The sequence below is a fragment of the Luteimonas sp. BLCC-B24 genome (assembly GCF_028550595.1).
Lineage (GTDB): Bacteria > Pseudomonadota > Gammaproteobacteria > Xanthomonadales > Xanthomonadaceae > Luteimonas.
Genome location: NZ_JAQQGN010000006.1, coordinates 134,333 through 160,441 on the forward strand (window position 1 = coordinate 134,333; position 26,109 = coordinate 160,441).

At 69.6% G+C, this 26,109-nt stretch carries 24 protein-coding genes and 1 other RNA gene; 14 read left to right on the top strand and 11 right to left on the bottom strand.

The features are described 5' to 3' along the window. Positions 1–96: 96 nt before the first annotated feature. From recG to PQS31_RS13010, 6 genes are all read right to left on the bottom strand, one after another. On the bottom strand, positions 97–2,238 hold the full coding sequence (recG, locus tag PQS31_RS12985; RefSeq protein WP_272763156.1) for an ATP-dependent DNA helicase RecG: 2,142 nt from the start codon (positions 2,236–2,238) through the stop codon (positions 97–99). Beyond that, complete coding sequence (locus PQS31_RS12990; RefSeq protein ID WP_272763157.1) at positions 2,216–2,599, bottom strand: RidA family protein; 384 nt, start codon at positions 2,597–2,599, stop codon at positions 2,216–2,218. Before PQS31_RS12990 ends, recG begins: the two co-directional genes overlap by 23 nt. A gap of 91 nt (positions 2,600–2,690) precedes the next feature. Then, positions 2,691–4,859, bottom strand: coding sequence for a bifunctional (p)ppGpp synthetase/guanosine-3',5'-bis(diphosphate) 3'-pyrophosphohydrolase (locus tag PQS31_RS12995; RefSeq protein ID WP_272763158.1), 2,169 nt, complete (start codon positions 4,857–4,859; stop codon positions 2,691–2,693). A gap of 146 nt (positions 4,860–5,005) precedes the next feature. Further along, the gene (gene rpoZ, locus PQS31_RS13000) at positions 5,006–5,308 is read right to left on the bottom strand and encodes a DNA-directed RNA polymerase subunit omega (protein ID WP_047135361.1); all 303 of its coding nucleotides are present in this window, start codon (positions 5,306–5,308) and stop codon (positions 5,006–5,008) included. 140 nt (positions 5,309–5,448) lie between these two features. Further along, entirely contained in the window at positions 5,449–6,066 is a 618-nt protein-coding gene (gmk, locus tag PQS31_RS13005; protein WP_272763159.1) for a guanylate kinase, read from the bottom strand. Between the two features lie 112 nt (positions 6,067–6,178). After that, on the bottom strand, positions 6,179–7,039 hold the full coding sequence (locus PQS31_RS13010) for a YicC/YloC family endoribonuclease (RefSeq protein WP_272763160.1): 861 nt from the start codon (positions 7,037–7,039) through the stop codon (positions 6,179–6,181). Positions 7,040–7,284: 245 nt separating this feature from the next. On the opposite strand from PQS31_RS13010, the gene rph reads away from it, so the two are divergent. The 7 genes from rph to pepQ all read left to right on the top strand — a co-directional run bounded on the left by rph (position 7,285) and on the right by pepQ (position 14,400). Continuing rightward, on the top strand, positions 7,285–8,013 hold the full coding sequence (gene rph / locus PQS31_RS13015; RefSeq protein ID WP_272763161.1) for a ribonuclease PH: 729 nt from the start codon (positions 7,285–7,287) through the stop codon (positions 8,011–8,013). After that, positions 8,010–8,417: a VOC family protein gene (locus tag PQS31_RS13020; protein ID WP_272763162.1), complete on the top strand. Its 408-nt coding sequence runs from the start codon at positions 8,010–8,012 to the stop codon at positions 8,415–8,417. Before rph ends, PQS31_RS13020 begins: the two co-directional genes overlap by 4 nt. Further along, positions 8,414–9,028 (top strand): RdgB/HAM1 family non-canonical purine NTP pyrophosphatase, encoded by a 615-nt coding sequence (gene rdgB / locus PQS31_RS13025; protein ID WP_272763163.1) that lies wholly within the window; start codon positions 8,414–8,416, stop codon positions 9,026–9,028. Before PQS31_RS13020 ends, rdgB begins: the two co-directional genes overlap by 4 nt. A 12-nt stretch (positions 9,029–9,040) precedes the next feature. Then, a complete protein-coding gene (gene hemW / locus PQS31_RS13030; protein WP_272763164.1) occupies positions 9,041–10,255 on the top strand; it encodes a radical SAM family heme chaperone HemW in 1,215 nt (404 codons plus the stop codon). Between the two features lie 174 nt (positions 10,256–10,429). Beyond that, positions 10,430–12,652, top strand: coding sequence for a DUF1631 family protein (locus PQS31_RS13035; RefSeq protein ID WP_272763165.1), 2,223 nt, complete (start codon positions 10,430–10,432; stop codon positions 12,650–12,652). Beyond that, positions 12,649–12,990 carry a PilZ domain-containing protein gene (locus PQS31_RS13040; RefSeq protein ID WP_272763166.1) on the top strand — a complete coding sequence of 114 codons (342 nt, stop codon included), beginning with the start codon at positions 12,649–12,651 and terminating at the stop codon, positions 12,988–12,990. The genes PQS31_RS13035 and PQS31_RS13040 overlap by 4 nt, the downstream gene beginning before the upstream one ends. A 69-nt stretch (positions 12,991–13,059) precedes the next feature. Continuing rightward, positions 13,060–14,400, top strand: a complete 1,341-nt coding sequence (gene pepQ, locus PQS31_RS13045; protein ID WP_272763167.1) for a Xaa-Pro dipeptidase — start codon at positions 13,060–13,062, stop codon at positions 14,398–14,400. Between the two features lie 196 nt (positions 14,401–14,596). On the opposite strand, the gene PQS31_RS13050 is transcribed toward pepQ, so the two are convergent. Both PQS31_RS13050 and PQS31_RS13055 read right to left on the bottom strand, forming a co-directional pair. Continuing rightward, positions 14,597–15,925: an aminopeptidase P N-terminal domain-containing protein gene (locus PQS31_RS13050; protein WP_272763168.1), complete on the bottom strand. Its 1,329-nt coding sequence runs from the start codon at positions 15,923–15,925 to the stop codon at positions 14,597–14,599. 2 nt (positions 15,926–15,927) lie between these two features. Continuing rightward, positions 15,928–16,476 (bottom strand): UPF0149 family protein, encoded by a 549-nt coding sequence (locus tag PQS31_RS13055; RefSeq protein ID WP_272763169.1) that lies wholly within the window; start codon positions 16,474–16,476, stop codon positions 15,928–15,930. 129 nt (positions 16,477–16,605) lie between these two features. Here PQS31_RS13055 and PQS31_RS13060 point away from each other — a divergent pair, with 129 nt between their 5' ends. From PQS31_RS13060 to rpiA, 7 genes are all read left to right on the top strand, one after another. Next, a complete protein-coding gene (locus PQS31_RS13060; protein ID WP_272763170.1) occupies positions 16,606–18,822 on the top strand; it encodes an EAL domain-containing protein in 2,217 nt (738 codons plus the stop codon). 31 nt (positions 18,823–18,853) lie between these two features. Continuing rightward, on the top strand, positions 18,854–19,075 hold the full coding sequence (locus PQS31_RS13065) for a TIGR02449 family protein (RefSeq protein ID WP_272763171.1): 222 nt from the start codon (positions 18,854–18,856) through the stop codon (positions 19,073–19,075). Then, entirely contained in the window at positions 19,072–19,374 is a 303-nt protein-coding gene (locus tag PQS31_RS13070) for a cell division protein ZapA (protein ID WP_272763172.1), read from the top strand. Before PQS31_RS13065 ends, PQS31_RS13070 begins: the two co-directional genes overlap by 4 nt. A 104-nt stretch (positions 19,375–19,478) precedes the next feature. Beyond that, a non-coding RNA gene (gene ssrS, locus PQS31_RS13075) (6S RNA) lies at positions 19,479–19,663 on the top strand. A gap of 57 nt (positions 19,664–19,720) precedes the next feature. Beyond that, complete coding sequence (locus tag PQS31_RS13080; protein WP_272763173.1) at positions 19,721–20,314, top strand: 5-formyltetrahydrofolate cyclo-ligase; 594 nt, start codon at positions 19,721–19,723, stop codon at positions 20,312–20,314. Further along, positions 20,311–20,787: an EVE domain-containing protein gene (locus PQS31_RS13085; RefSeq protein WP_272763174.1), complete on the top strand. Its 477-nt coding sequence runs from the start codon at positions 20,311–20,313 to the stop codon at positions 20,785–20,787. Before PQS31_RS13080 ends, PQS31_RS13085 begins: the two co-directional genes overlap by 4 nt. Continuing rightward, positions 20,787–21,434 (top strand): ribose-5-phosphate isomerase RpiA, encoded by a 648-nt coding sequence (rpiA, locus tag PQS31_RS13090; RefSeq protein ID WP_272763175.1) that lies wholly within the window; start codon positions 20,787–20,789, stop codon positions 21,432–21,434. The genes PQS31_RS13085 and rpiA overlap by 1 nt, the downstream gene beginning before the upstream one ends. Before the next feature lie 573 nt (positions 21,435–22,007). Here rpiA and rpoD read toward each other — a convergent pair. From rpoD to PQS31_RS13105, 3 genes are all read right to left on the bottom strand, one after another. Further along, entirely contained in the window at positions 22,008–23,888 is a 1,881-nt protein-coding gene (rpoD, locus tag PQS31_RS13095; protein WP_272763176.1) for an RNA polymerase sigma factor RpoD, read from the bottom strand. Between the two features lie 54 nt (positions 23,889–23,942). Beyond that, positions 23,943–24,380 carry a D-aminoacyl-tRNA deacylase gene (gene dtd / locus PQS31_RS13100; protein WP_272763177.1) on the bottom strand — a complete coding sequence of 146 codons (438 nt, stop codon included), beginning with the start codon at positions 24,378–24,380 and terminating at the stop codon, positions 23,943–23,945. A 91-nt stretch (positions 24,381–24,471) separates the two neighbouring features. After that, the gene (locus PQS31_RS13105) at positions 24,472–26,109 is read right to left on the bottom strand and encodes an NAD+ synthase (protein WP_272763179.1); all 1,638 of its coding nucleotides are present in this window, start codon (positions 26,107–26,109) and stop codon (positions 24,472–24,474) included.

Here is a 26,109-nt window from a genome sequence, read left to right on the forward strand (position 1 = left end):
ATTATGGCGTTGCCGCCCGCGCCTTGCATCGCGTCGCCCCGGTCGCGTCCCTGTTCTCCCGGAAATCATGGTCCCCACAGCTCGCGCAGGGCGACATCAGGCGGCCGCGAATCGCGACGCACCGCCGATCCAGCGCGCGACGATCGCGTCGGCGCGTGTGGGATGGGCCTGGGCCAGGGTATCGCCCAGTTGCTGGATCACCGGGAGCAGGTCCGCGTCCCGGGCGAGATCGGCCAGGCGGAACTCGACCAGACCGGTCTGGCGTGTGCCGAGCAGTTCGCCGGGCCCACGGAGTTCGAGATCCTTTTCGGCGATGACGAAGCCGTCGGTCGTGGTGCGCATGGTGTCGAGACGCTCGCGTGCGGCCCGCGACAGCGGTGCCTGGTAGAGGAGCACGCAACTCGATGCGGCACTGCCCCGCCCCACGCGCCCGCGCAACTGGTGCAGCTGGGCGAGACCGAGCCGTTCGGCATTCTCGATCACCATCAGCGAGGCGTTGGGCACGTCGACGCCCACCTCGATCACGGTCGTGGCCACCAGCAGATCGCTGTCGCCGGCCTTGAACGCGGCCATCGCGGCCTGCTTCTCGGCCGGCCGCATGCGGCCGTGCACCAGGCCGATCCGCAGCTCGGGCAGCGCGGCCGACAGCAGGTCGTAGGTGGTCTGCGCCGCCTGGGCGACGACCTCGTCGGAATCGTCGATCAACGTGCATACCCAGTAGGCCTGGCGACCCTCGGCGCAGGCGGCGCGGATGCGTTCGATCAGCTCCGCCCGGCGTTCGGCACTGAGCACGACGGTACGCACCGGAGTACGCCCCGGCGGCAGCTCGTCGATCGCCGAGACATCCAGATCGGCGTACGCGGCCATCGCCAGCGTGCGTGGAATCGGAGTGGCGGTCATCACCAGCTGGTGCGGCACGCGGCCGCCGTGCGCGCCCTTGTCGCGCAGCGCGAGGCGCTGGTGCACGCCGAAGCGGTGCTGCTCGTCGATGATCGCCAGGCCCAGGTCGTGGAACTCGACCGCCTGCTGCATCAGCGCATGCGTGCCGACGACGAGTTGCGCGGCGCCGCCGGCGATGTCGGCCGAGACGGCCGCGCGTGCACGACCGGTGACCTTGCCCGCGAGCCACGCCACGCGCACGCCGAGCGGCGCCATCCACGCCGACAGGCTGCGCGCGTGCTGCTCGGCGAGCAGCTCGGTGGGCGCCATCAGCGCCGCCTGCGTTCCGCTGTCGATCGCCGCGAGCGCCGCGAGTGCCGCCACCACCGTCTTGCCGCTGCCGACATCGCCCTGCACCAGGCGCAGCATCGGGTGCGGACGCGCGAGGTCCTCGACGATGTCGCCATAGACACGCTGCTGGGCGCCGGTGAGTGCGAACGGCAGCGAGGACGTCAGGCCCGTTGCCAGTGGGCCGGGCCGAAGGACCGGCGCGCTGTACGACTGCAGCGCAATGCGCTGGCGGCGCAGGCTCAGGTGATGGGCGAGCATTTCCTCGAGCGCGAGCCGGCGCTGCGCCGGATGCCGGCCGGCGAGCAATGCCGCCAGGTCCGCGTCGATCGCTGGACGGTGCACCGTCAACAGCGCGTCGCGCAGCGACGGCAGGCCCAGGCCGGCGAGCAGTTCGGACGGCAGCAGCTCGAGCGACGCGTCCACCGGCAGCCGGTCCAGTGCGTGGCCGATCATTCGCCGCAGCGCCACCGGGCCCACCCCCTCGACCGCCGGATAGACGGGGTCGAGCGCATCGCCGAGCACCGCGTCGCCCGGCGTGTCGACGACCCGGTAGCTCGGATGCACGATCTCGAGGCCGTGCTGGCCGGGTCGCGGCGTGCCGTAGCAGCACAACCGGGTACCGACGGCGAACTGGGCGATCTGCGCGGCGCGGAAGTGGAAGAAGCGCAGCACCAGCGTCGCACCGGAGTCGTCCGAGATCGCGACACGCAGCATCGGCCGACGTCGGAAGCCGCGGTCCACCGCGTCGACGGTGCCTTCGACCTGCGCCGGCACGCCGCCACGCAGCGCGCGGATCGGCACGATGCGCGTGCGGTCCTCGTATTGACGCGGCAGATGCAGCCAGAGGTCGCCGACCGTGGCCAGGCCGCGCGCGGCGAGCTTTTCGGCCACCTTGGGGCCGACGCCGGGCAGCGTGGAGACCGCCGCGGCGCCGGCGGCCGACAGCATGGGCGCGGCCCGGCTCACCGGATGCGGGCGCTCGGAATCAGCCCAGCACCATGACCGCATCGACCTCGAAGCGCGCACCCTTGGGCAGCGCCGGCACTTCGATGGTCGACCGCGCGGGATACGGCGCGTCGAAGTACTCGGCCATCACCGCGTTGACCTGGCCGAACTCGGACAGGTCGGTGACGTAGAGGCCGACGCGCACGATGTCGTCGAGCCCGCCGCCCGCCGCCTCGGCCACGGCCTTGAGGTTGTCGAACGCGCGCCGCGCCTGGGCGGTGATGTCGCCGGTCACGACTTCACCGGTCGCGGGGTCGAGCGGAATCTGCCCGGAGAAATACACGGTGTCGCCGGCGCGCACGGCCTGCGAATACGGACCGATCGCGGCAGGCGCGTCCGGGGTGCTGATGGGCGTGCGGGGCATGTGGACATCTCCAGGAAATCGAGACGGCCATTCTAGCGGGGGCGCGTTCGCCGCGGTCCTGGCTCCGCGCCCGGCGTGCGCGCCGCGGGCGTCACATGCGCTGGACGCCGTGCACCACCGGCAGGCGTCGCGTCTTGCGGATCACGTCGGCCAGGTGTTTTCGGCCCTTGACCTCGATCGAGAAACGGATCGCGGCGACGGTGCTGTCGCGTTCGAGGTAGTCGACGCCGTCGATGTTCGAATGCGCGCGCGCGATCGCCGCGGCCACCTGCGCGAGCACGCCGGGGTGGTTCTCCACTTCGATGCGCAGCGCCACGTTGTAGTCGCCGACGACGTCGCGGTCCCAGTCGATGTTGACCCAGCGCTCCGGCGACTTGCGGAACTCGGCGACGTTCGGGCAATCCATGCGGTGCACGACGATGCCGCGCCCGGTGGTGTGGTAGCCCATGATGTCGTCGCCGGGAATCGGCGTGCAGCAATTGGCGAAGGTGATGACGCCGCGCTCGTCACCGCGGATGCGGATCGTCTCGCCCGGGCGGGCGGCCTGGTCCTTGGGCTGGGCGCCTTCCTGCGGCGCCAGGGCCAGTGCCACCTGGGCCGGCATCCAGTTGCCGAGCGCGATGTCGGCCATCAGCGCTTCCAGACGCGGATACCGGGCTTCGGCCAGATACGCGTCCAGGCGCGACTGTGGCAGGCGGTCGAGCGAGGTGCCCAGCAGTTCGAGCGCGCGGTCGAGCATGCGATGGCCCAGTTGCACCGCATCCTCGTGCTGCAGATGCTTGAGCTGCGCGCGGATCGCGGTGCGCGCCTTGCCGGTGACCACGAACTCCAGCCACTGCGGACGCGGGGCCGAGGATTTCGCAGTGACGATCTCCACCCGCTGCCCGCTCGCCAGCACAGTGCGCAGCGGCACGAGCTTGCCGTCGACACGCGCGGCCACCGCCTGGTTGCCGACGTCGGTATGCACGGCATAGGCGAAATCGAGCGCGGTGGAATTGCGCGGCAGCGACATGATGTCGCCCTTGGGCGTGAACAGGTAGACCTCGTCCGGGAACAGGTCGACCTTGACGTTCTCGAGAAATTCCAGCGACGAGCCTGTCGCGCGTTGCGATTCGAGCAGACCGGCGATCCACGAATGCGCGCGCGACTGGGCGCTGTTGGGGCCGTCGCCGCCGTGCTTGTAGGCCCAGTGCGCCGCGATGCCGCGTTCGGCGATCAGGTCCATCTCCTCGGTACGGATCTGCACCTCGATCGGCGCCCCGTAGGGCCCGAACAGCACCGTGTGCAGCGACTGGTAGCCGTTGGCCTTGGGAATCGCGATGAAGTCGCGGAAGCGTCCGTCGAGCGGCTTGAACACCGAGTGCGCGATGCCGAGCGCGTGGTAGCAGTCGGCGGCAGTGGCCACGATGATGCGGTAGCCGAAGACGTCCATCACCTGGGTGAAGGTTTTCCCCTCGCCCTGCATCTTGTTGTAGATGCTCCAGGGCGATTTCACCCGGCCGACGAGGCGGTATTGCAGGCCGGCACTGGTCAGCCGCTGCGCCAGCTGGGCCTCGATGCTCGCCAGCGCTTCACGACGCACCAGCGGCTGGTTGCCGATGCGCTTCTCCAGCACCGAGTGCCGGATCGGATGCAGCGCGTGGAAACCCAGATCCTGCAGCTCGGCCTTGATCTTGTTCATGCCCAGGCGCTGGGCGATCGGTGCGTAGACCTCGAGCGTTTCGCGCGCGATGCGCTCGCGTGCCGGGCCCGGCTGGGCGCCGAGCGTGCGCATGTTGTGCAGACGGTCGGCGAGCTTGATCAGGATCACGCGCAGATCGCGCGCCATCGCCAGCATCATCTTGCGGAAGCTTTCCGCGTCCGCTTCCTGCCGACTGTTGAAGTTGAGCTTGTCGAGCTTAGTGACCCCTTCCACCAGTTCGGCCACGGCCTCGCCGAACGTCGCCGCGAGCGCGTCGCGGGTGAGCGGCGTGTCCTCGATGGTGTCGTGCAGGATGGCCGCCACCAGCGTTTCGACGTCGACCCGCTGCTCGGCGAGCACCCCGGCCACGGCGACCGGATGCGTGATGTAGGGCTCGCCGGACTTGCGCGTCTGGCCCGCGTGGGCGGCGGCGCCGACCGCCCAGGCATGACGCAGGCGGGCGCGCTGGTCGGCCGGCAGGTACAGCGTGCTGCGCTCGAACTCGCGCACGTAGTCCGGCAGCGCCTCGTCACCGGGCACATCGGGCTCCAGGAGGCTGGCAGGAAGCGCTGGCGTCATCCGCGAAGCCTACGGGGCCGGTCGACATTTGGGAACCACGTCGCAGTGCGGACGACGCGTTCACCTGCCCGGAAATGCAACGGCCCCGCACGAAGCGGGGCCGGTGTGGTCCACATCGCGGCGGCTGTCGCCGCCGCGCGGGCGATTCAGAGATCGTCGCCCTTGGCCATGTCCTCGTCGGCGACGACTTCGGCCGCGGCCCACTCGAGGGCTTCACGCTCCTTGCGCTCACGCTCGGACTTGTCGACCGCGTCGATGAACGGCTGGTCGATGCGACGCGCAGCGATCTCGCGCAGCGCCAGCACCGTCGGCTTGTCGTCGTTCTCGCTGTTGTCCAGCTGGGCCTCGACGCCGTTGGCGAGCTGACGCGCGCGCTTGGCGGCCATCATGACCAGCTCGAAGCGGTTGTCGACGACTTCCAGGCAATCTTCTACGGTGATGCGGGCCATACGGGCTCCCGGCGACCGGCACGGCCGCGCGAATCAGGAAAAGGGGTCGGGCATGGTACGGCCGCGCGGGGGCGGGCGCAAGCGCCGCCCACGGAAATCAATCACTTGGCGCCGCCACGACGGCGCGCACGCGGTGGCGCTCAGGCGCCGGACAGCAACCGGCCGATCAGTCCCGCGTGCCGCGCGGCCTGCAGGTCCCGGCGCAGACGGCTGGCCCGGAAGATCGCGCACATGTCGGCCACGGCGACATCGAAGTCCTCGTTGACCACGACGAAATCGAACTCGTCGTAATGCGACATCTCCTCCTGGGCCGCGGCGAGGCGCTGGGCCATCACCGCCTCGCTGTCCTGGCCGCGCTTGCGCATGCGCTGGTCCAGCGCCTCGCGCGACGGCGGCAGGATGAACACGCTGACCGCGTCGGGCACCTTCTCGCGTACCTGGCGTGCGCCCTGCCAGTCGATCTCGAGCAGCACGTCCTTGCCGGCGGCGAGCTGCGGTTCCACCGACTGCCGCGCCGTACCCTTCCAGTCACCGTGCACCAGCGCGTACTCGAAGAAGTCGCCGGCATCGATCATCTGCTGGAACACGTCCTTGCCGACGAAGTGGTAATGCTCGGCATGACGCTCACCCGGCCGCGCCGAGCGCGAGGTGAACGAGATCGACAGGGCGATGTCCGGATCCTTCGCCAGACAGGCGTTGACGATGCTGGATTTACCGGCGCCCGACGGCGCGGCGACGATGAACAGGGTGCCGCGCATGGGGCCGGGATTGGAGATTTGGGGTTCGGGATTGGGCACGCGGACTCCCGTCCGTCGCTCGACAGGGCGGCTATCGTACTTGCTTTCCCGAATGTCCAATCCCGAATCCCGGCTACTCGATGTTCTGCACCTGCTCGCGGATCTGGTCGATCAGCACCTTCAACTCGATCGCCACCTGCGAGGTCCGACGGTCGACCGACTTCGAGCCCAGCGTGTTGGCCTCGCGGTTGAACTCCTGCAGCAGGAAATCCAGGCGACGGCCCACCGGTTCGCGCTGGGCCAGCACCCGGCGGATTTCGACGACGTGGCTGTCGAGGCGGTCGAGTTCCTCGTCCACGTCGAGCTTCTGCAGCCACAGCACCAGCTCCTGCTCCATGCGGCCCGGATCGACCGGATGCGGCAGGTCGGCCAGCCGCGCCTGCAGCTTGGCGCGTTGCCCCTCGCCGATCTGCGGCATCAGCGTGCGCACCTCGGCGGCGATCGCGGCGATGCCGTCGACGCGTTCGAGAATCGCCGCGACGAGCTTGGCCCCCTCGCGCTCGCGTGCGGCGACGAAGTCCTGCAACACGGTTTCCAGCAGGGTGAGCACCTCGGCCTGCAACGCCGCGGGGTCCACCCCGCGCGACTGCATCACGCCGGGGAACTGCAGCAACTCGGTCAGGCTCGCCCGCAACTCCGGGAAGCCAGGGCGCAGGTCCTGTGCCAGGCCCTGCAACTGCGCGAGCAGCGCGCGGTTGAGCTGGAGTTCGCCGCCGCCCTCGGCACTGCGCAGGCGCAGGCCGAGCTCGACTTTCCCGCGCGAGACGGCCGCCGAAACGCGCTCGCGCAGCACCGGCTCCAGGCCGCGCAGTTCCTCGGGCATGCGCGTGCCGAGCTCCAGGAAGCGGTGGTTCACCGCGCGCAGTTCGCAGGTCAGCGTGCCCCATTCGGTACTGCGCTCGCCGGAAGCGAAAGCGGTCATGCTGCGGATCATGCGGTCGGCCGGTGCTGAAAATGGCGGACGAGTATGCCTGAGGGCCGCGATCGGGGATTGGGGATCGGGGATTCGGAAGAGCGGCACAGCGGGCGATCCGGCACGCTCATGGAGCTGCAGGCCGCGAGACCGTCGAGGGGCAGGAACTGGCGTCGGCCACGCGGCGGTCCAGGCCCACGGGGTGCCTGACCCGGCCCGGAAACCCGCCACTGCTAAACTTCTGCGCCGTCTTCCGGCACGCCCTCATGTCCGACTTTTCCCGCCCCAGTGGCCGCGCGGCCGATCAACTGCGCACCGTCCGTTTCGAGCGCGGCTTCACGCGCCATGCCGAAGGTTCGGTGCTGGTGAGCTTCGGCGATACCCGCGTGCTGTGCACGGCCAGCGTGGAAAACCGCGTGCCGGGCTTTCTGCGCGGCAAGGGTGAGGGCTGGGTGACGGCCGAGTACGGCATGCTGCCGCGCGCGACCAACACCCGCAACGACCGCGAGGCCGCGCGCGGCAAGCAGGGCGGCCGCACGCTGGAAATCCAGCGCCTCATCGGCCGCAGCCTGCGCGCCTGCGTGGATCGCAAGGCACTCGGCGAGCGCACGATCACGCTGGACTGCGACGTGCTGCAGGCCGACGGCGGCACCCGCACCGCGGCCATCACCGGCGCCTACGTCGCGTTGGTCGATGCGATCGGCGCGCTGCGTGCGAAGCGCGAGATCACCCGCGATCCGGTGCACGGCGCGATCGCCGCCGTGTCGGTGGGCGTCTACCGCGGCGTGCCGGTGCTCGATCTCGATTACGCCGAGGACAGCGACTGCGACACCGATATGAACGTCGTGATGAACGACGGCGGCGGCTTCATCGAGGTCCAGGGCACCGCCGAAGGCCATGCATTCCGCCGCGCCGAGATGGACGCGATGCTGCAATTGGCCGAAGCCGGCGTCGCGCAACTCGTCGCCCTGCAGCGCGAGGCGCTCGCCGGATGACAGGGCGCCACGCGACGCGTCGTATCGCGCTGACCACGCTGCTGGTGGCCGATTACGACGCGGCGATCGCCTGGTACACGCGCGCGCTCGGGTTCCGGGTGTTCGAGGACCGTCCGCTCGGCGACGGCAAGCGCTGGGTGTGCATCGGTCCCGGCGATGCCGACGAGGCGGCCCTGCTGCTGGCGCAACCGGCGAACGACGCGCAACGTGCGCGTATCGGCGACCAGACCGGCGGCCGCGTCGACCATTTCCTCTATACCGACGATTTCGCACGCGACCACGCGGCGATGACCGCCGCCGGCGTGACCTTTCTCGAAGCGCCCCGCGTCGAGCCCTACGGCACGGTCGCCGTGTTCGTCGACCTCTACGGCACGAAGTGGGACCTGCTGGAGCCGACGGCATGAAGACACTGGTCCTCGCCAGCGGCAACGCCGGCAAGCTCGTCGAACTGCGCGCCATGCTCGCCGACCTTCCGCTGACGATCGTGCCGCAGCGCGAGCTGGGCGTGAGCGACGTGCCCGAGACCGGCACCACCTTCGTCGAGAACGCGCTGATCAAAGCGCGGCATGCATCGCAGATCACCGGCCTGCCGGCACTGGCCGACGATTCCGGCCTGATCGTCGACGCGCTGGGTGGCGCGCCGGGGCTCTACAGCGCGCGGTATGCGGGCAGTCCGACCGACGATGCCGCCAACAACGCCAAGCTGCTGCAGGCCCTGGACGGCCTGCCGGATGCACGGCGCAGTGCGCGGTTCTACGCGGTGATCGTGCTGCTGCGCCATGCCGACGACCCGCAGCCGCTGATCGCCGAGGGCCGCTGGGAAGGCCGCATTCTCGACGCGCCGCGCGGGAACAACGGGTTCGGCTACAACCCGGTGTTTTTCGATCCCGCCTGCGGACTCACGGCCGCGGAGATGGAGCCCGCGCAGAAGAACCGCATCAGCCACCGCGCACTCGCCTTGCAGGCATTGCGTGGACGCCTGCAGGCCGACGGCCTGTTGGCGACCGGGGCCTGAGCCGCCGTGTCCATGCCCGCTGATCCGCACGCGCCGCCCGGCGAGGCCTCAGCCGGCGCGGCCGGCCACGCCCTGCTGCCCCCGCCGCTGTCGCTGTACGTGCACCTGCCCTGGTGCGTGCGAAAGTGTCCGTACTGCGATTTCAACTCGCACGAATTCAAGGGCGGCACGCCGCCGTTCGATGCCTACGTGGATGCGCTGCTGGCCGATCTCGACCAGGACCTGCCGCTGGTCTGGGGCCGCACGGTGCACAGCGTGTTCTTCGGCGGCGGTACGCCGAGCCTGTTCCCGGCCGCGGCGATCGCCCGCCTCCTCGAAGGCGCCTCGTCGCGCCTGCGCTTCGCGCCCGACGCCGAGATCACACTCGAGACCAACCCCGGCACCACCGAGCACGGGCGCTTCCAAGACTACCGGCAGGCCGGCGTCAACCGGCTGAGCTTCGGCATCCAGAGTTTCGACGACGGCTGCCTGACACGGCTGGGCCGCATCCACGACAGCCGCCAGGCGGTCGATGCGATCACGCTGGCGCGGGAGGCGGGGTTCGAGAATTTCAATCTCGACCTGATGTACGCCCTGCCCGGCCAGACCCTGGCGATGGCGGAAGCCGACGTGACGCGCGCCATTGCGCTGGCGCCGACGCACATCTCGCATTACCAGCTCACCCTCGAGCCCAATACCGTCTATGCCGCGCGGCCGCCCGAGGGCATTCCCGACGACGACCTCGCCTGGGACATGCAGGAGCGCTGCCAGGATCTGCTGGCCGGCGCCGGCTACGCGCAGTACGAAGTGTCCGCGTATGCGCGCGCCGGACGGCAATGCGCCCACAACCTCAACTACTGGCGCTTCGGCGACTATCTCGGCATCGGTGCCGGCGCCCACGGCAAGCTGACCCTGGGCAGCGAGCAGACGCTCCTGCGCCGCTGGAAGCACAAGCATCCCGTTGCCTGGCTGGCGGCGGCGGGCACGCCGGCGGCGATCGGCGGCGACGACCGCGTCGCGCCGGAGCGCCGGCCGTTCGAATACATGCTCAATGTCCTGCGCCTGATCGAGGGCTTCACCCCCGCCGCGTTCGAGGCGCGTACCGGCCTGCCCTACGCCGCCATTGCGCCGCGTATCGACACCGCCGTGCGCGCGGGCTGGCTGCAGGTCGAGGGTGCACGCATCGTGCCGACCGCGCTGGGGCGCCGGTTCACCAACGATGTCGTGAGCCTGTTTCTCGACGACTGACGTCCGGAACCGGGTGCGCCCGCCGTCGCCGCGGAGGCGGTCCCACGCAAGACTGGTCGCAACTCCCGCGCCGTGATAAGAGTGTGACGAGCACCCCATCCCGCGACAGGTATGTCCGCCCATCCGTCCCAGCGTCCACCCCGATCGCTCGCCGCTTCCGGGCTTCCGCCCCGCGTGCGCGTCATGCTGGAACGCGCGCTCGCGCTTGTCTCGGAAGAGCTGGACCATCCGCTCAACGCCCTGCTGACCGAATACGAGCAGGAGCTGTTCCGCCTCGCCGACCAGGCCCGCAACCCGGGCGTGGGCGCGCATCACATGGCCACGCTGCGCAGCTTCCGCGTCAACCGGGCGGACCTGATTCCGCGGTTCCTGCTCGCGCTGGAATCGTCGCTGGCCGCGATCCGCACGCCGTCCGCGCCGGGCGCCCGGCCGACGTCGTCGGACCCCTCCCCGATCGGCGGCTTCGGCACGCTGAGCCTGGTCGAGGACGCGGTGATGGACGAGGGCACCGTGCTGCGCGAGATCGCCAGCCGCCAGGAAGGCCGCGCCAACCTGTCGCTGCACCTGCTGGGCCAGCGTTTTGGCGTATTGGCCGGGGCGCCGGCCTTCGACGCCGAGCGCTTGCCCCTCGGCCCGCAGTGCCTGTGCCGCGCGATCGAAAGTGCCGCCCGGGCCCTGGAGATCGAACACGACGCACGCCTGTTGCTGTACCGCATCTTCGACCGCGAAGTCATGGCCGGCTATGCCGGTGTGCTGGAGCGGCTGGATGCCCATCTCGCCGACGGCGGCATCCTGCCTGCGCTGACCTTCGTGCCGATGCGGGTACGCGCCACGGCCGCGCCGGCCGAGGAGCCCGCGGCGTCCGCACGTGTGGCCGCCGCCGCGCCGTCCCGATCGCCGGCCGCGCACGAGGCCCAGCGCCCCTACACCGCCTGGGCGGCTGCAACGCCGGCGACGCAGGCGCCGGACGACGACGACCACGAGGCCGCCTACCGGACGCTGCAGCAGCTGATGTCCGGACGTCGCGAACTGCTGCGCAAGTTCCGTCCCGGCGGCGAAGCCCGCGCCCCGCGTCAGGAACTGCAGACCGCCGAAGTCTCCCAGGCCCTGCGCCGCCTGCAGGCACAACCGCTGGCGCCCGGCAAGGCCTCGCGCAATCTGGCCGAGGTCAGACGCTCGCTGCTCGCCCAGGCGCGTCAGCGCGACGGTGAAGCCGCCACGCTCGCGCCCCAGGACGAGGACGCGTTCGAACTGCTGGGCATGCTCTACAGCCACATCGAGGACGAGATCCGCAACGAGGCGCCGGCCGCATCGCTGGTGCGCGAACTGCAGATCCCGCTGCTGCGCGCGGCGCTGCAGGACCACTCGTTCTTCACCCGCAAACGCCATCCGGCGCGGCAGCTGCTCAATACCGTCGCCGAAAGTGCGGCCAGCTGGCACGAGGACACCGCCTTCGACCCGCGTGTGCAGGCCGTGCTGCGTCAGGCGGTGGCCCATGTCGTACGCAATTTCGAAACCGACGTCGGCGTGTTCGCCGAAGGCAATGCCCAGGTCGAGGCGCAGATCCAGACCCAGGCCCGCACGGCCGAGCTGCAGGAGCGGCGTCATGTCGAAGCGGCCCAGGGCAAGGAACGCCTGGAAGCGGCGAAGCTGCGCGCCGGCCTGCTGATGCGCGAGATCGTCGGCGACCATCGTCTGCCGCGGTTCTCGCGTGCGTTGCTCGACCAGGCCTGGTCCGACGTGCTCACGCTGACCCTGCTGCGCCACGGTGAACGCTCCGACGCGTTCCGCCAGCAGATCGACGCCACGCACCGCATCGTCGATGCCGCCCTGCAGCCCGGTGATCCGGCCGATCCGGTGCTGCAGGCGCACGTCGAAGCGGCGCTCGGCCAGGTGGGGTATCACGGCGACGAGGCCGCGGTGATCGCGCAGCGCCTGACCAGCCATCGGCCCGACGACGATGCCGACGCCGCGTCGCGCACCGAACTGGCGCTCAAGCTCAAGGCCCGCGCCCGCCTGGGCGAGGATGCCGATCGCGCACGCCGCCCGGTGCCGCCGCCGCGCACGCCGGACGAGCAGGCGCAGTACGACTATCTGCGCACGTTGCCGTTCGGCACCTGGATGGAATTCACCACCAACCAGCAGGGCGACGTCGTGCGCCGCCGGATGTCGTGGTTCAGTCCGATCACCGACCACGTGCTGTTCGTCAACCAGCGCGGCCAGCGCACCGGCGAGCAGTCGCTCGACGCGGTCGCGCGGCTGATGGCCTCGGGCAACGCGCGCGTGGTTACCGAAGACCGCGGCCATCTCGTCGACCGTGCCTGGCAGGCCGCGATGAGCGCGCTGCGCAGCTTCGCCGGTCGCGGCGAAGCGCATCCCTCGGGAGCGACCGCATGATCCAGGAATTCCGCCGCGCCCGCCGGCGCAAGGCCTCCGACGTCATCCTGGTCACCGATGCGATGACCGACCGCGTGGTCGGTCGCGTCGGCAACCTGTCGGAGACCGGCATGCTGTTGATCGCCAACGAGCCGCTGGTCGACGATGCGCTGTACCAGTTCAGTTTCCAGCTTCCGGACGGTTCCGAGCCGGTCGAGCTGGGCGCGCATCTGCTGTGGCTCGACGATGCCACGCTCGCCGGCAGCACCTGGGCGGGGTTCCGCTTCATCGCGACGACCCCGGCGCTCGTCTACCGCCTGCACGGCTGGGTCAACGCGCCGGGCAGCCGTTACGAATGACCCCGGCGTCGGCCGGGGCCGATGCGGCAGAATAGGCCGATCCATGAGCCAACCGGGATCGCGATGTCCATGTCTGCACCGTCGACTGCCACCCTCTACGCCGATCATCTCACCACGCTGATCGAGCGCGCGACCACGGCGCTCGCGCGCGGCGGCTTCGATCACCTGGTGATCCCCAGCGGCACCCTGCACTACCAGGTCTTCGACGACCGCGACTATCCCTACGCGGTGAATCCGCAGTTCAAGGCCTGGCTGCCGCTGACCCGCGCGCCCGGCAGCTGGCTGGTGTTCACCCCCGGGGCGCGCCCGAAACTGGTGTACCTGCAGCCGCGCGACTACTGGCACGTCGTACCGGGGACGCCGACCGGGGCGTGGGTGGAACACGTCGACATCGTGGTGATCCGCAAGCCCGAGGAGGCCCAGCAGCATCTGCCGAAGAACGCGGCGCGCTGCGCGATCCTCGGCGAGGCGCAGAGCGCGCTCGGTCGTTACGACGCCTACAAGCCCAACAACCCGCAAGCCGTCGTCGACTATCTCGACTACCACCGCGCGTTCAAGACGCCCTACGAGATCGCGATGCTGCGCCGGGCCTCCGAGCGCGCGGTGCGCGCCCACGCCGCGGCCGAGCGCGCGTTCCGCGCCGGTGCCAGCGAGTTCGGCATCCATCTGGCGTACTGCCAGGCAGCGGGCCAGGACGCGAACGAATTGCCGTACACCAACATCGTCGCGCTCAACACACATGCGGCGGTGCTGCACTACACCGAGCGCGATCGTCTGGCGCCCGATCCGCTGCGCAGCTTCCTCATCGACGCGGGCGCCGGCCACGCCGGTTACGCGGCCGACGTCACGCGCACCTACGCCCACGACACCGGCAGCGAGTTCCAGGCGATGATCGACGCGGTCGATACCGCGCAGCGCGCGATGTGCGACCAGGTGCGCGCCGGCGTCGACTACGCGCGCATCCATCTGGACGCACACCTCGCCCTGGCCGGTGTCCTGCGCGAGTTCGGTGTGCTGAAGATCTCGCCCGAGCAGGCGCTGGAGACCGGCGTCAGCACCGCGTTCTTCCCCCACGGTATCGGGCACGGCATCGGCCTGCAGGTACACGATGTCGGCGGCTTCGCCGCGTCCGACACCGGCGGCACGATCGCCAAGCCGGATGGCCATCCGTATCTGCGTCTGACGCGCACGCTGGAACCCGGCATGGTGGTGACCATCGAACCGGGCCTGTACTTCATCGACATGCTGCTCGATGAGCTCAAGGCCGACGGCAAGGGCGATGCGGTGGACTGGGATCGCGTCGATACGTTCCGCCCCTATGGCGGCATTCGGATCGAGGACGACGTGGTGTGCACCGACGGCGCGCCGGTCAATCTGACACGCGACGCCTGGGCGGATCTCGCCGACTGAGCGGCCGGGCAGGCGGCGCGGCGCGTGCTGGCGTGCGCGGACGCGCCCGCACCGCATCGGCTCGGTCCACGCGACGGTGTCGGCGCACCTCGCGCCGCGCGGTGGCCGGGCTGGCGGATACGGATTCGACGCTCGTGCGCCGTCGATGCCGGCGGCCCGGACCGACGCCTCCGGGGACGCACCGGCGACGCCGCCGTCAGCGCGGGTCGGCCATGAAGGCTTCGATCTCGTCCGCGGTGCGGGCCAGACCGGCCGTCAGCACCTCGTGGCCGGTCTTCGTGATCAGCACGTCGTCCTCGGTGCGGATACCGATCCCCCGCCACTTCGCATCCACGCTGGTGTCGTCGGCGGACACGTACAGGCCCGGCTCGATCGTGAACACCATGCCCGGCTCGATCAGTCGCGATTCGCCGTCGATGCGGTAGTCCCCGACATCGTGCACATCCAGGCCGATCCAGTGGCCGGTCTTGTGCCGGTAGTAGCGCTTGTAGCTGCCGTCGGCGATCCGCGCGTCCAGCTTGCCCTTGAGCAGGCCGAGCCGCAGCAGACCTTCGGTCAGCGTTTCCACGGCGGCGATGTGCCCGGCTTCGTACGCCACGCCGGGCCGCGCCTGGGCCAGGGCGGCCTGCTGCGCAGCTTCGACGACCGCGTGCAGCGCACGCTGGGCGGGCGAAAACCGGCCGTTGACCGGGAACGTCCGGGTGATGTCGGCGGCATAGCCGCGATACTCGGCGCCGGCGTCGATCAGCACCAGATCGCCGTCACGCGCCTGCGCGGTGTTGGCCCGGTAATGCAGCACGCAGGCGTTCTCGCCCGCGCCGACGATGCTTTCGTATGCCGGCACCGCGTCGTGGCGACGGAAGACGTACTCGAGCTCGGCCTGCAACGCGTACTCGTGGATGCCCGGCCGCGCAGCGCGCATCGCGGCCGCGTGCGCCTCGACGCTGATCTTCGCCGCGCGCCGCATCAACCTGAGTTCGTCGGCGGTCTTGAACAGGCGCATCTCGTCGAGCAGGTGGCCGAGTTCGAGAAATTCGTGCGGCGGCTGCGCGCCGAGGCGCACCTGGGCGCGCACGCGGTTGAGCCAGCCGATCAGCTGCAGGTCGAATTCGGTATCGCGGCCGAAGTGGTAGTACACCCGTGATCGGCCTTCGAGCAGGCCGGGCAGGATGTCATCCAGATCGTCGATCGGGTACGCGTCGTCCATGCCGAGCGCCTCGACCGCGCCCTCGGGCCCCACGCGCGGCCCGTCCCAGCCTTCGCGCTCGGGGTCGCGCTCGCGGCAGAACAGCAGCGCTTCGCCGTGCTTGCGCCCCGGCACCAGCACCAGCACCGCATGGGGCTCGGCGAATCCGGTCAGATACCAGAGGTCGGAATCGGGCCGATACGGGTAATGGGTGTCGCGACTGCGGCTGCGCTCGGGCGCGGCCGGCAGCACCAGGATGGCGTCGTTGCCGGCGAGCCGCATCAGCTGGCGGCGCCGCTTCTGGTAGGCGGCCGCGGTGATGCCGGTGGAAGAGGCCATGCTCAGTTCAGCCGGTTGCGGTGACGGGTGGCGAGCGCGGCGTCACCGTGCAGCAGCAGCACGGCGACACGCACGAATTCCTCGATCTCGGTCAAGGCGTCTTCCTCGCCCTCGTCGCCTTCGCTGTCGGCATCGGCCTGGGCGGCGGCCAACCGGGCGAGATCGGCCAGCGCCTCGTCACCCTCGGCCGACAGCCGCGGCGCGCCGGCCGCCAGGCCGAACCCGCCGAGAAAGCCGCGACACCACTCGAACAGGGCCTCGCTGCGCGCGGCCAGCGAGGCTTCGCTGCCGGGCAGCAGCAACGTGAACCCGAAGCTGCGATCCTCGAGCTGTGCGGCGCTGGCCAGTCGCAAGCGGTCCAGCGCGCCGCCGGAGACCGGCGCCGGAAGCGTCGCGTCGGCCAGCACCGGCGCCAGCCAGTCCGCACGATCCGCGCCGCCCCCGGCCAGCCAGCCGCACAATCCCCCGTGCAGTTCACTGGCACTCGCGGCCAGCTGCAGCTGACGGATTTCGGCATCGACTTCGGCGGGTGCGGGCAGGGACTCGGACATGGGCGCTCACGACGTTGGCGATGGCGCGCCAGTGTACCAATCGCCCGGAATTCCTCGGCGAAACCGCTTGTTGGCGCGTCGGCCGCGTGACTACACTCGCGGGGCCGTCGTCCGGCACGGGGTTCCCGCGTGATCGATTCCAGCCAGCTCGTTGTGCCCGGTGCCGCGGCGCTGTTCGCGATGCTGATCCTGCTCATCGTGCTGGTGGTGCGCAGGCGCCGCAGCGACCACGCCTTCACCCGTGCGCTGGACGAGCGCGGCGAACGCCTCGCGCTGGCGCTCTGGGCCACCGGCGAGCGGTATTGGGACTACCACCTGCCGAGCGGCGCGCTGCGGCGCCTGATCGGCGTGGCCCAGCGTGGCGGCACGGGCGGGCTGATCGAGGACACGCTGCAGGCCGCGGCCCTGATCCACCCCGACGACCTGACCGCCGCCCGCCAGGCGCTGGCCGCCTGCGTCGAGGACCCGGCGGGCCGCTACAACGCCGTGCTGCGCGTCGCCGACGGCGAGGGCGGCTGGTGCTGGGTGCGGGTGCGCGGACGGGTCATCGAGCGTGACGGCGGCGGCGCCGTGGTGCGGATCGCCGGCACGGCGCTGAACGTCACCGCGACCCGCGAGGCCGAGCGCGAGCGCCAGATCGCCGCCGAGGTGCTGCGCAGCATGAGCGAGGCGGTGGCGGTGGTCGATGCCGAGTTCCGGTTCGTCTCGGTCAATCCGGCGTTCCTGCGCATGACCGGCTACGCCGAGTCGGACGTCATCGGGCGCACGGCGGACATGCTCGACAGCGACCAGCACGATACCGCCCTGCAGGCCCAGATCCGGCTGCAGGCCGCCGACGAGGGCCGCTGGAGTGGCGAGCTGTGGCAGCGCCGCAAGGACGGTGACGAGTTCCTCGCCGCGGTCGAGCTGCGCACCGTGCACGATCCCGAGCTCGACACGCGCCTGCACGTGGCCGTGCTCAACGACATCACCCAGCACAAGCGCACCGAACAGGAACTGCGCTATCTGGCCAACTTCGACACCTTGACCAGCCTGCCCAACCGATCGCTGATGTCGGAACGGCTGTCGCGCGCGATCATCCGCGCCCACCGGCAGGACCGGCGGGTGGCCGTGCTGTTCCTCGATCTGGACCGCTTCAAGGACGTCAACGATTCCCTCGGCCACGCGGCCGGCGACCGCATCCTGCGCGCGGCGGCGGTGCGTCTGCAGCAGACGGTCGGCGCCCAGCACACGGTGGCCCGGCTCGGCGGCGACGAGTTCACGGTGATCATCGAGGACCTCGAACACGCCTCGGACGCCGAGCGCGTCGCACGCGAGATCATCAACGCCTTCGAGGCGCCACTGATGCTCGACGATCGCCGCGAGATCACGATCTCGCCGTCGATCGGGATCAGTCTGTATCCCGATCACGCCCAGGTCCCGACGGCGCTGCTCAAGCACGCCGACACCGCGATGTACCAGGCCAAGGCCGCGGGCCGGCGCACCTTCATGCGCTACGACGACAACATGGACATCGCGGTGCGCCAGCGCGCGACGCTGTCGGGCGCGCTGCGCAAGGTGCTCGATCGCGGCGAACTGCGCCTGGTGTTCCAGCCGCGCCTGTCGCTGGCCGCGTCGCGGATCACCGGCGTGGAGGCCCTGCTGCGCTGGTACAGCCCCGAGCACGGCGACATTCCGCCGAACGACTTCATTCCGTTGGCCGAGGAAAGCGGCCTGATCCTGGAGATCGGCGAATGGGTGTTGCGCGAGGCCTGTCTGGTGCTCGGCCGCTGGCGCCAGCACGGTCTCGATGCGATGACCGTGTCGGTCAACGTCTCGGTGCTGCAACTGCTGCGCGGAGACCTGCCCGGCGTGGTGGCGCGCGTGCTCGAGGACACCGGCCTTCCGCCGCATCTGCTCGAACTCGAGCTCACCGAAAGCGTGCTGATGGCCAACGCCGAACAGACCGCGGCCAAGCTGCAGGCCTTCCGCGCGCTGGGCGTGTCGCTGGCGATCGACGACTTCGGTACGGGCTATTCATCGCTCGCGTATCTCAAGCGCCTGCCGATCACCACCCTGAAGATCGACAAGGCCTTCGTCGACGGCCTGCCGCACGACGCCGAGGACGCGGCGATCACCAGCACCGTCATCGCGATGGGCCATTCCCTGGGCTTGAACGTCGTGGCCGAGGGCGTCGAGGCCGCATCGCAGATGCGGTTCCTCGCCGACAAGGGCTGCGACGAGATCCAGGGATTCTGGATCGCGCAGCCGATGGACGCGCTGCAATGCCTGGCGTTCATCCGCAACTGGCGCCCCGAGCACCTGCCCCGGCCGCCCGCGCCGGCCCGCGCGGTCACCCTGCCTTGACCGCCTTCGGTCCCCTGCCTATCGTGCCGTGATGGATCAACCCGACGTCATCGCCCAGTTGCACCGACTGACGTCGCGCGTGGAGACGTTGATCGAGCGCGTGCGCGTGCTCAGCGACGAGAACCGCAGCCTGCGTCAGCAGCAGGAACAGATCGTCGGCGAACGCGCCCAGTTGCTGTCCAAGAACGAGCAGGCCCGGTCGCGGGTCGAGGCGATGATCGCGCGCCTGAAATCCCTGGAGCAGCACACGTGAGCGGAACCAGCGAAGCGGTCAGCGTGCGGGTGCTCGATCGTGAATACACGGTCGGCGTGGCACCGGACGAACGCGACAGCCTGATGGCGGCGGCACGTCTGCTCGATGCGCGCATGCGCGAGATCCGCGGTGCGAACCGCATGGCCGCGGTCGATCGGGTCGCGATTCTGGCCGCGCTCAATCTCGCCCACGAGCTGCAGCAGCTGCGCGACACCGGAAGCGGCGACAGCCGCGCCGTGGCCGAGGCCGTGGGCGCGCTGCACCGTCGCCTGGACGCGTTCGACGCCGAGGCGCGATGAGCGCCTTCGCAGCACAGCGACACGCCTGAATCGTCGACATCCCCGGCGCATCCGGACCGACGAACGGGCTTGGCCCCCTGCGTCCAGCGGCTATACTGCGCCTGCGTTCTCTGCCGTGTCCGACAGCGAGCAAAACATTCGCCTTGTCCCTTAAGAACGACACCGGGGATGTCAGGAAACCGGGAGTGCCAGTCCGCCCTCGAGCGGGAAGCCCGAAGGAATCCCAGCGTTCCCACTTGAACCTCGGGTTCAAGGTCGTTTCGCACGCATCGACACTGGCGGAGGACGTACTTTTTTCGATTCCGCCCGCCGCGTCGCCGGCACCACCGACGACGAGCCCGGCCGAATGACCGCACGCCCCGCACTCCGCCGCCGCCTGCGCGACCAGCGCCGCGCGATGGCGCCTGCCGCGCGTATCGCGGCGGCGGACGGACTCGCCGCGCAACTGCTCGCGCTGTCCGGCCTGCCCGGGCGCGGGTACGTGGCCGGTTACTGGGCCACCGACGGCGAGATCGGTCTGCATGCCTTCCAGATGCGGCTGCCCGCCGGCCTGATCTATTGCCTGCCCGTGCTGCACGGCGATGCGCTGCGCTTCGCCCCTTGGCGCGCCGGCGATCCGCTGGTGACCAACCGGTACGGCATTCCGGAACCCGATATCGAGCCGGCCTCCGCGCTCGATGCGCATGCGATGGCGCTGGTGGTCACACCGCTGGTCGGATTCGACGCGCAGGGCCATCGCCTGGGCATGGGCGGCGGCTGGTATGACCGTACGTTCGCGTTCCGGCGCACGCAGGCGGCGCCCCCGTTGCTGGTGGGCGCGGCGTTCGCGCTCCAGCAGGTGGATGCGCTCGACGCCGCCGCGTGGGACGTGCCGCTGGATGCGATCTGCACCGAAGCGTCCACCTTGTTTCCCGCCCCGCCGACCGACGAGACGCGATGAGCACCCGCAAGCGCTACTGGCTGATGAAGTCGGAACCCGAAGAGTTCTCCATCGACGATCTGGAACGCGTCGGTACCGAGCCGTGGACCGGCGTGCGCAACTACCAGGCGCGCAATTTCATGCGCGACGGTATGCGAGTCGGCGACGAGATCTTCTTCTACCACTCCAACACCGACGTGCCGGGGATCTACGGCATCGCGTCGGTGGCGAGCGCGGCGTATCCGGACCCGACCCAGTTCAAGAAGACGTCGAAATACTTCGACGAGAAGGCGACGCAGGAAACGCCGCGCTGGTTCATGGTCGACGTGGCCTACGTGCGCACGCTGGCCAATCCCATCCCGCTCGCCGAGATCCGTGAACACGCGGCCGATCTGGGCGAGGAGTTCGCGCTGATCCGCAAGGGTGCGCGCCTGTCGGTGCTGCCGGTCTCGACCGCGCAGTGGAAGCTGCTGTTGTCCCTGGAGAAGAAGTGATGAGCGAAGGCAAGCGCCTGGCGGCCGAGAAGGCGATCGATTACGTCGAGGACGGCATGATCGTCGGCGTGGGCACCGGATCGACGGTCGCGTTCTTCATCGACGCGCTGGCGACGATCAAGCATCGCATCGACGGCGCGGTATCGAGCTCGGACCAGAGCACCGAACGCCTGCGCGGACACGGCATCCAGGTGCTGGACCTCAACGCGACCGGCCCGCTGCCGCTGTATGTCGACGGCGCCGACGAGTGCGATCCGCACAAGCACCTGATCAAGGGCGGCGGCGCGGCGCTGACGCGCGAGAAGATCATCGCCGAGGCGAGCGCGACCTTCGTCTGCATCATCGACCCGGCCAAGCAGGTGCCGGTGCTCGGCGCGTTTCCGCTGCCGGTCGAAGTGATTCCGATGGCGCGCAGCCTCGTGGCGCGCGAGATCCTCGAGGCCACCGGCGGTCAGCCGGTCTGGCGCGAAGGGGTCAAGACCGACAATGGCAACTGGGTGCTCGACATCCACGGCCTGTCGATCACCGACCCGGTGGCGCTCGAAGCCAGGCTCAACCAGATTCCAGGTGTCGTCAGCGTGGGCCTGTTCGCGCGTCGCAAGGCCGACGTGGTGATCGTGGGGACGGCGACGCCGACGGTGTTGTAACTCTCATGGGAAGGCAGGTCGCGCGAGATCGACCCGCTCGACATCGTTTAGAGCGCGGTGAACCAGGCGAGGCGCTGCAGTAGACCGGGCGTGGCGCCGGCCAGCCGTGGTGCGTTCCCGCGCCAGCCGCGCGCCTGAGCGCAAGCGCTCGGCCCTGCGACCCGGGCATCACCAGGAGCAGGACGCCCCGCCGCAGTCCGCCAGCCGGCCAGCGCAGACCGGCAGACACCTGCCGTTTCATGGCAAGCCAGCCGAAGCAGACGAGCAGGTTGAACCCGGCAGCGGCGTCACCGTTGCGGCGCGCGCCTGCCCCCAAGAGCGAGGTCGTTGATCGCCATGACGATCGCACTCCCGATTCCGAGACCGGCCACACGCGCGGTCGAGGCGCTGGCATAAGCGAACACCGGGGCCATGCGTGTCCCGGCGGCCGCAGCGCGCGCGGCGCGGCCTAGGCTCGGCCGGGCGCCACGGAACTCTGCATGCGCCCCAGGGGCCCTGCTGCGACTCGCGTGCGCCGGGCAAAGAAAAGCCCGCCTTGCGGCGGGCCTTTCGATCGCGTCCATCGTGCCGTACTTACTCGACGTCGAGGAAGCTCCGCAGCTGCTCGCTGCGCGAGGGATGGCGCAGCTTGCGCAGCGCCTTGGCCTCGATCTGACGGATACGCTCACGGGTCACATCGAACTGCTTGCCGACTTCCTCGAGGGTGTGGTCGGTGTTCATGTCGATACCGAAGCGCATGCGCAGCACCTTGGCCTCCCGCGGGGTCAGGCCGGCGAGCACGTCGCGGACCGTTTCCATCAGGTTGGTGTTGGTGGTCGCGTCGATCGGGGACTCCACATTGGTGTCCTCGATGAAATCGCCCAGGTGCGAGTCCTCGTCGTCGCCGATCGGGGTCTCCATGGAGATCGGCTCCTTCGCGATCTTCATGACCTTCCGGATCTTGTCCTCCGGCATGTCCATTTCCTTGGCCAGCTCCTCCGGCGTGGCCTCGCGGCCATATTGCTGGAGCATCTGGCGGGAAATGCGGTTGAGCTTGTTGATCGTTTCGATCATGTGCACGGGGATACGGATCGTGCGCGCCTGGTCGGCGATCGAACGCGTGATCGCCTGGCGGATCCACCACGTGGCATAGGTCGAGAACTTGAAGCCGCGGCGGTGTTCGAACTTGTCGACCGCCTTCATCAGACCGATGTTGCCTTCCTGGATGAGATCCAGGAACTGCAGGCCGCGGTTGGTGTACTTCTTCGCGATCGAGATCACCAGGCGCAGGTTGGCCTCGACCATCTCCTTCTTGGCGCGGCGGGCCTTGGTCTCGCCGTAGGCCATCGCCCGGTTGATCTCCTTGAGATCGGCCAGGGTCACGCCCATCGCCTTCTCGATCGCGAGCGTGGCTTCCTGTTCGGCGACGATCTGGTCGCGCACGTCCTTCAGACCCGACGACCACTTCTGCTTGCGCTTGATCATCTCGTCCGCCCAGCCCGTATTGGTCTGGTTGCCGTCCCAGGCGCGGATGAAATCCTTCCGCGGCATCTTGGCGACGCGGGTCGACAGATCGAGGATGCGGCGCTCGTGGTCCTTGAGCTCGGACACGACGTCACGCAGCTTGCGCACCAGCAGGTCGGTCAGCGGCAGCGGCAGTTTGAAGGTCATGAACTGGTCGGCCATCTCGCCGCGCAGCTTCACCACCGGCTTGGCGGTCGCACCGTTCTTGGCGTAGGCCTTCTGGAACTTGTTGAACAGGTCGGCCAGCACCTCCATGCGGCGCGCGACCTCCTCCGGATCGGGGCCGCTCGGGCCGGCGCTCTCCTCGTCGCCGCCGGCGTCGTCGGCATCGTCGTCGTCGGCCTCGTCGTCGGCCTCGGCCTCGGCCGTCACGGGCACGTTGCCGGCCGCCGCCTCTTCCTCGGCGGCGAGTTCCTCGAGCAGCTGATCATTGAAGCCGACCACCACTTCAGCCAGGCGCTTCTTGCCCGCCTTGTGCAGCTCGTATTCCTCGAGCAGCAACTGCACCGACCAGGGGAAGCTGGCCACGGAGGCCATCATCTGGTTGAGGCCTTCCTCGATCCGCTTGGCGATCGCGATTTCGCCCTCGCGGGTCAGCAGTTCGACCGTGCCCATCTCGCGCATGTACATGCGCACCGGGTCGGTGGTGCGGCCACCCTCGGTGTCGAGCGAGGTCAGCGCGGCAGCCGCTTCCTCGGCCGCGGTCTCGTCGACTTCGCGGTTGCCGCCGGACTGGCCGGCCAGCAGCAGGGTTTCGGCATCGGGCGCGACCTCATGGACATCGATGCCCATGCCATTGATCATGCCGATGATGTCTTCGATCTGCTCCGGATCGACCATGTCGTCGGGCAGGTGATCGTTGACCTCGGCATACGTCAGGTAGCCCTGCTCCAGGCCCTTGCTGATCAGGAGCTTGATATCGGACTGCTGGACGAGACGTTCATTCGCCATGTGGCGCACCGTTGTAAAAGTGAACCCGTAATTGTACCACCTGCGAGGCCGGGTTCATGCCCTGAGCAGGAAGGTGACCGGGCCGTCGTTGACCAGGCTGACCTCCATATGGGCACCGAAGCGGCCGGTTTCCACCCCGGGGTGGCGGTGGCGGCATGCGGTGACGAGCTGCGTGAAGATCCGTTCAGCCTCGTCGGGCGCCGCGGCGGTGCTGAACCCGGGGCGATTGCCTGAACGGGTATCCGCCGCCAGCGTGAACTGGCTCACCAGCAACAGGCCTCCGCCGGTATCGGCCAGCGACCGGTTCATCCGCCCGGCCGCATCCGCGAACACGCGATAGGCGAGCAGGCGCTCGGCCATGCGGTCGACCTGCGCATCGGCGTCGCCGGGCTCGATGCCGACCAGCGCCAGCAGGCCGGCGCTGATACGTCCGACGACCTCCTCGCTCACCCGCACCTCGGCCCGGGTGACGCGCTGGATCAGACTCAACATGCGCGCCCGCGCCCCGCAGAAGCCCCGTCACGCGCGCGTCTGCGTGGACGCTGCGGCCGGCCGGTTCCGAGGCCGAAGGCGGGCCCGCCCCTCACCCCGAATACCGGTTGCTGATCGGATACCGCCGCTCGCGGCCGAACGCGCGGCGCGAGATCTTCGGCCCCGGCGCGGACTGGTGCCGTTTCCATTCACTGGTGCGCACCAGGCGCAGCATGCGATCGACCATTGCGGGATCGAACCCGGCGGCGACGATTTCGTCGCGCGATTCCTCCTGGTCGACGAACCGCCGCAGGATCGCGTCGAGCACGTCGTAGGGCGGCAGCGAGTCCTGGTCGAGCTGATCGGCACGCAGTTCCGCCGAGGGCGGTCGGTCGATCACCGCCGGCGGGATCACCGGCGCGCCGCCCACCGTGTTGCGCCATTTCGCCAGGCCGAAGACCTCGGTCTTGTAGAGGTCCTTGATCGGCGCGTAGCCGCCGCACATGTCGCCGTAGATCGTCGCGTAGCCCACGGCGTACTCGCTCTTGTTGCCGGTGGTCAGCAGCAGGCCGCCGTGCTTGTTGGACAGGGCCATCATGATCGCGCCGCGGGTGCGCGACTGCAGATTTTCTTCGGCCACGTCCACGTCCTTGCCGCTGAAGGCGTCCGCCAGCGTATCGAGAAAGCCCTGGAACGGCGGCTCGATCGGAATGGTCAGCATGCGCACGCCGAGCGCCGCGCACTGCTCGGCCGCCAGGTCGTTGCTGAGGCCGGCGGTATAGCGCGAGGGCATACGTACCGCGGTCACGTTGTCCGCGCCCAGCGCATCGACCGCCATCGCCAGCACCACCGACGAATCGATGCCGCCCGACAGGCCCAGCCACGCCGTGGAGAAGCCGTTCTTGCCGCAGTAGTCGCGCGTGCCGCGCACCACCGCCCGCCAGGCCAGCGCGTCGATGCTCTCGTCGCCATCGTCCACCCAGAGTACCGGCGAAAACCGCCTGCTCGCGGGGTCGAAGTCCACCACCAGCCACTGGTCGTCGAACGCGACGGCCGCCGGATGCACGGTGCCGTCGGCATCGGCGACCACCGAGGCCCCATCGAACACCAGCGCATCCTGGCCGCCGACGACGTTGACGTAGGCCAGGGCCACACCGCTCTCGCGGCTGCGCTCGGCCAGCAGCGCGTCGCGCTGGCGATGCTTGCCGCGCTCGTAGGGCGAGGCATTGGGCACCACGACGACCTCGGCACCCGCGCGCGCGGTGTCGTCGAGCGGCTCGGGAAACCACAGGTCTTCGCAGATCACCACGCCCACCTGCACACCGTTGACCTCGATCACGCAGGACCCGCCGTCGGGGTCGACGTGGAAATACCGCCGCTCGTCGAAGACGTTGTAGTTGGGCAATTCCCGCTTGCGGTAGGTGCGCTCGACCTTGCCGCCGCGCAGCACGCTGGCCGAGTTGTAGAGCACGCTGCCCGCCGATTCCGGCCAGCCCACCACCGCGACGATGCCGTGCACGTCCTTGGCGATCTGCATCAGCGCCGCTTCGCAGTCGATCAGAAAGCCCGGGCGCATCAGCAGGTCTTCGGGCGGATAGCCGCTGATCGCGAGCTCCGGGAAGACCACCACGTGCGCGCCGTACTCGTCGCGGGCATGCGCGATCATCATCGCGATGCGTTCGGCGTTGCGGCCGACGTCACCGACCGGAAAGTCGAACTGGGCCAGGGCGATGCGGAGCGGTACGGTCAT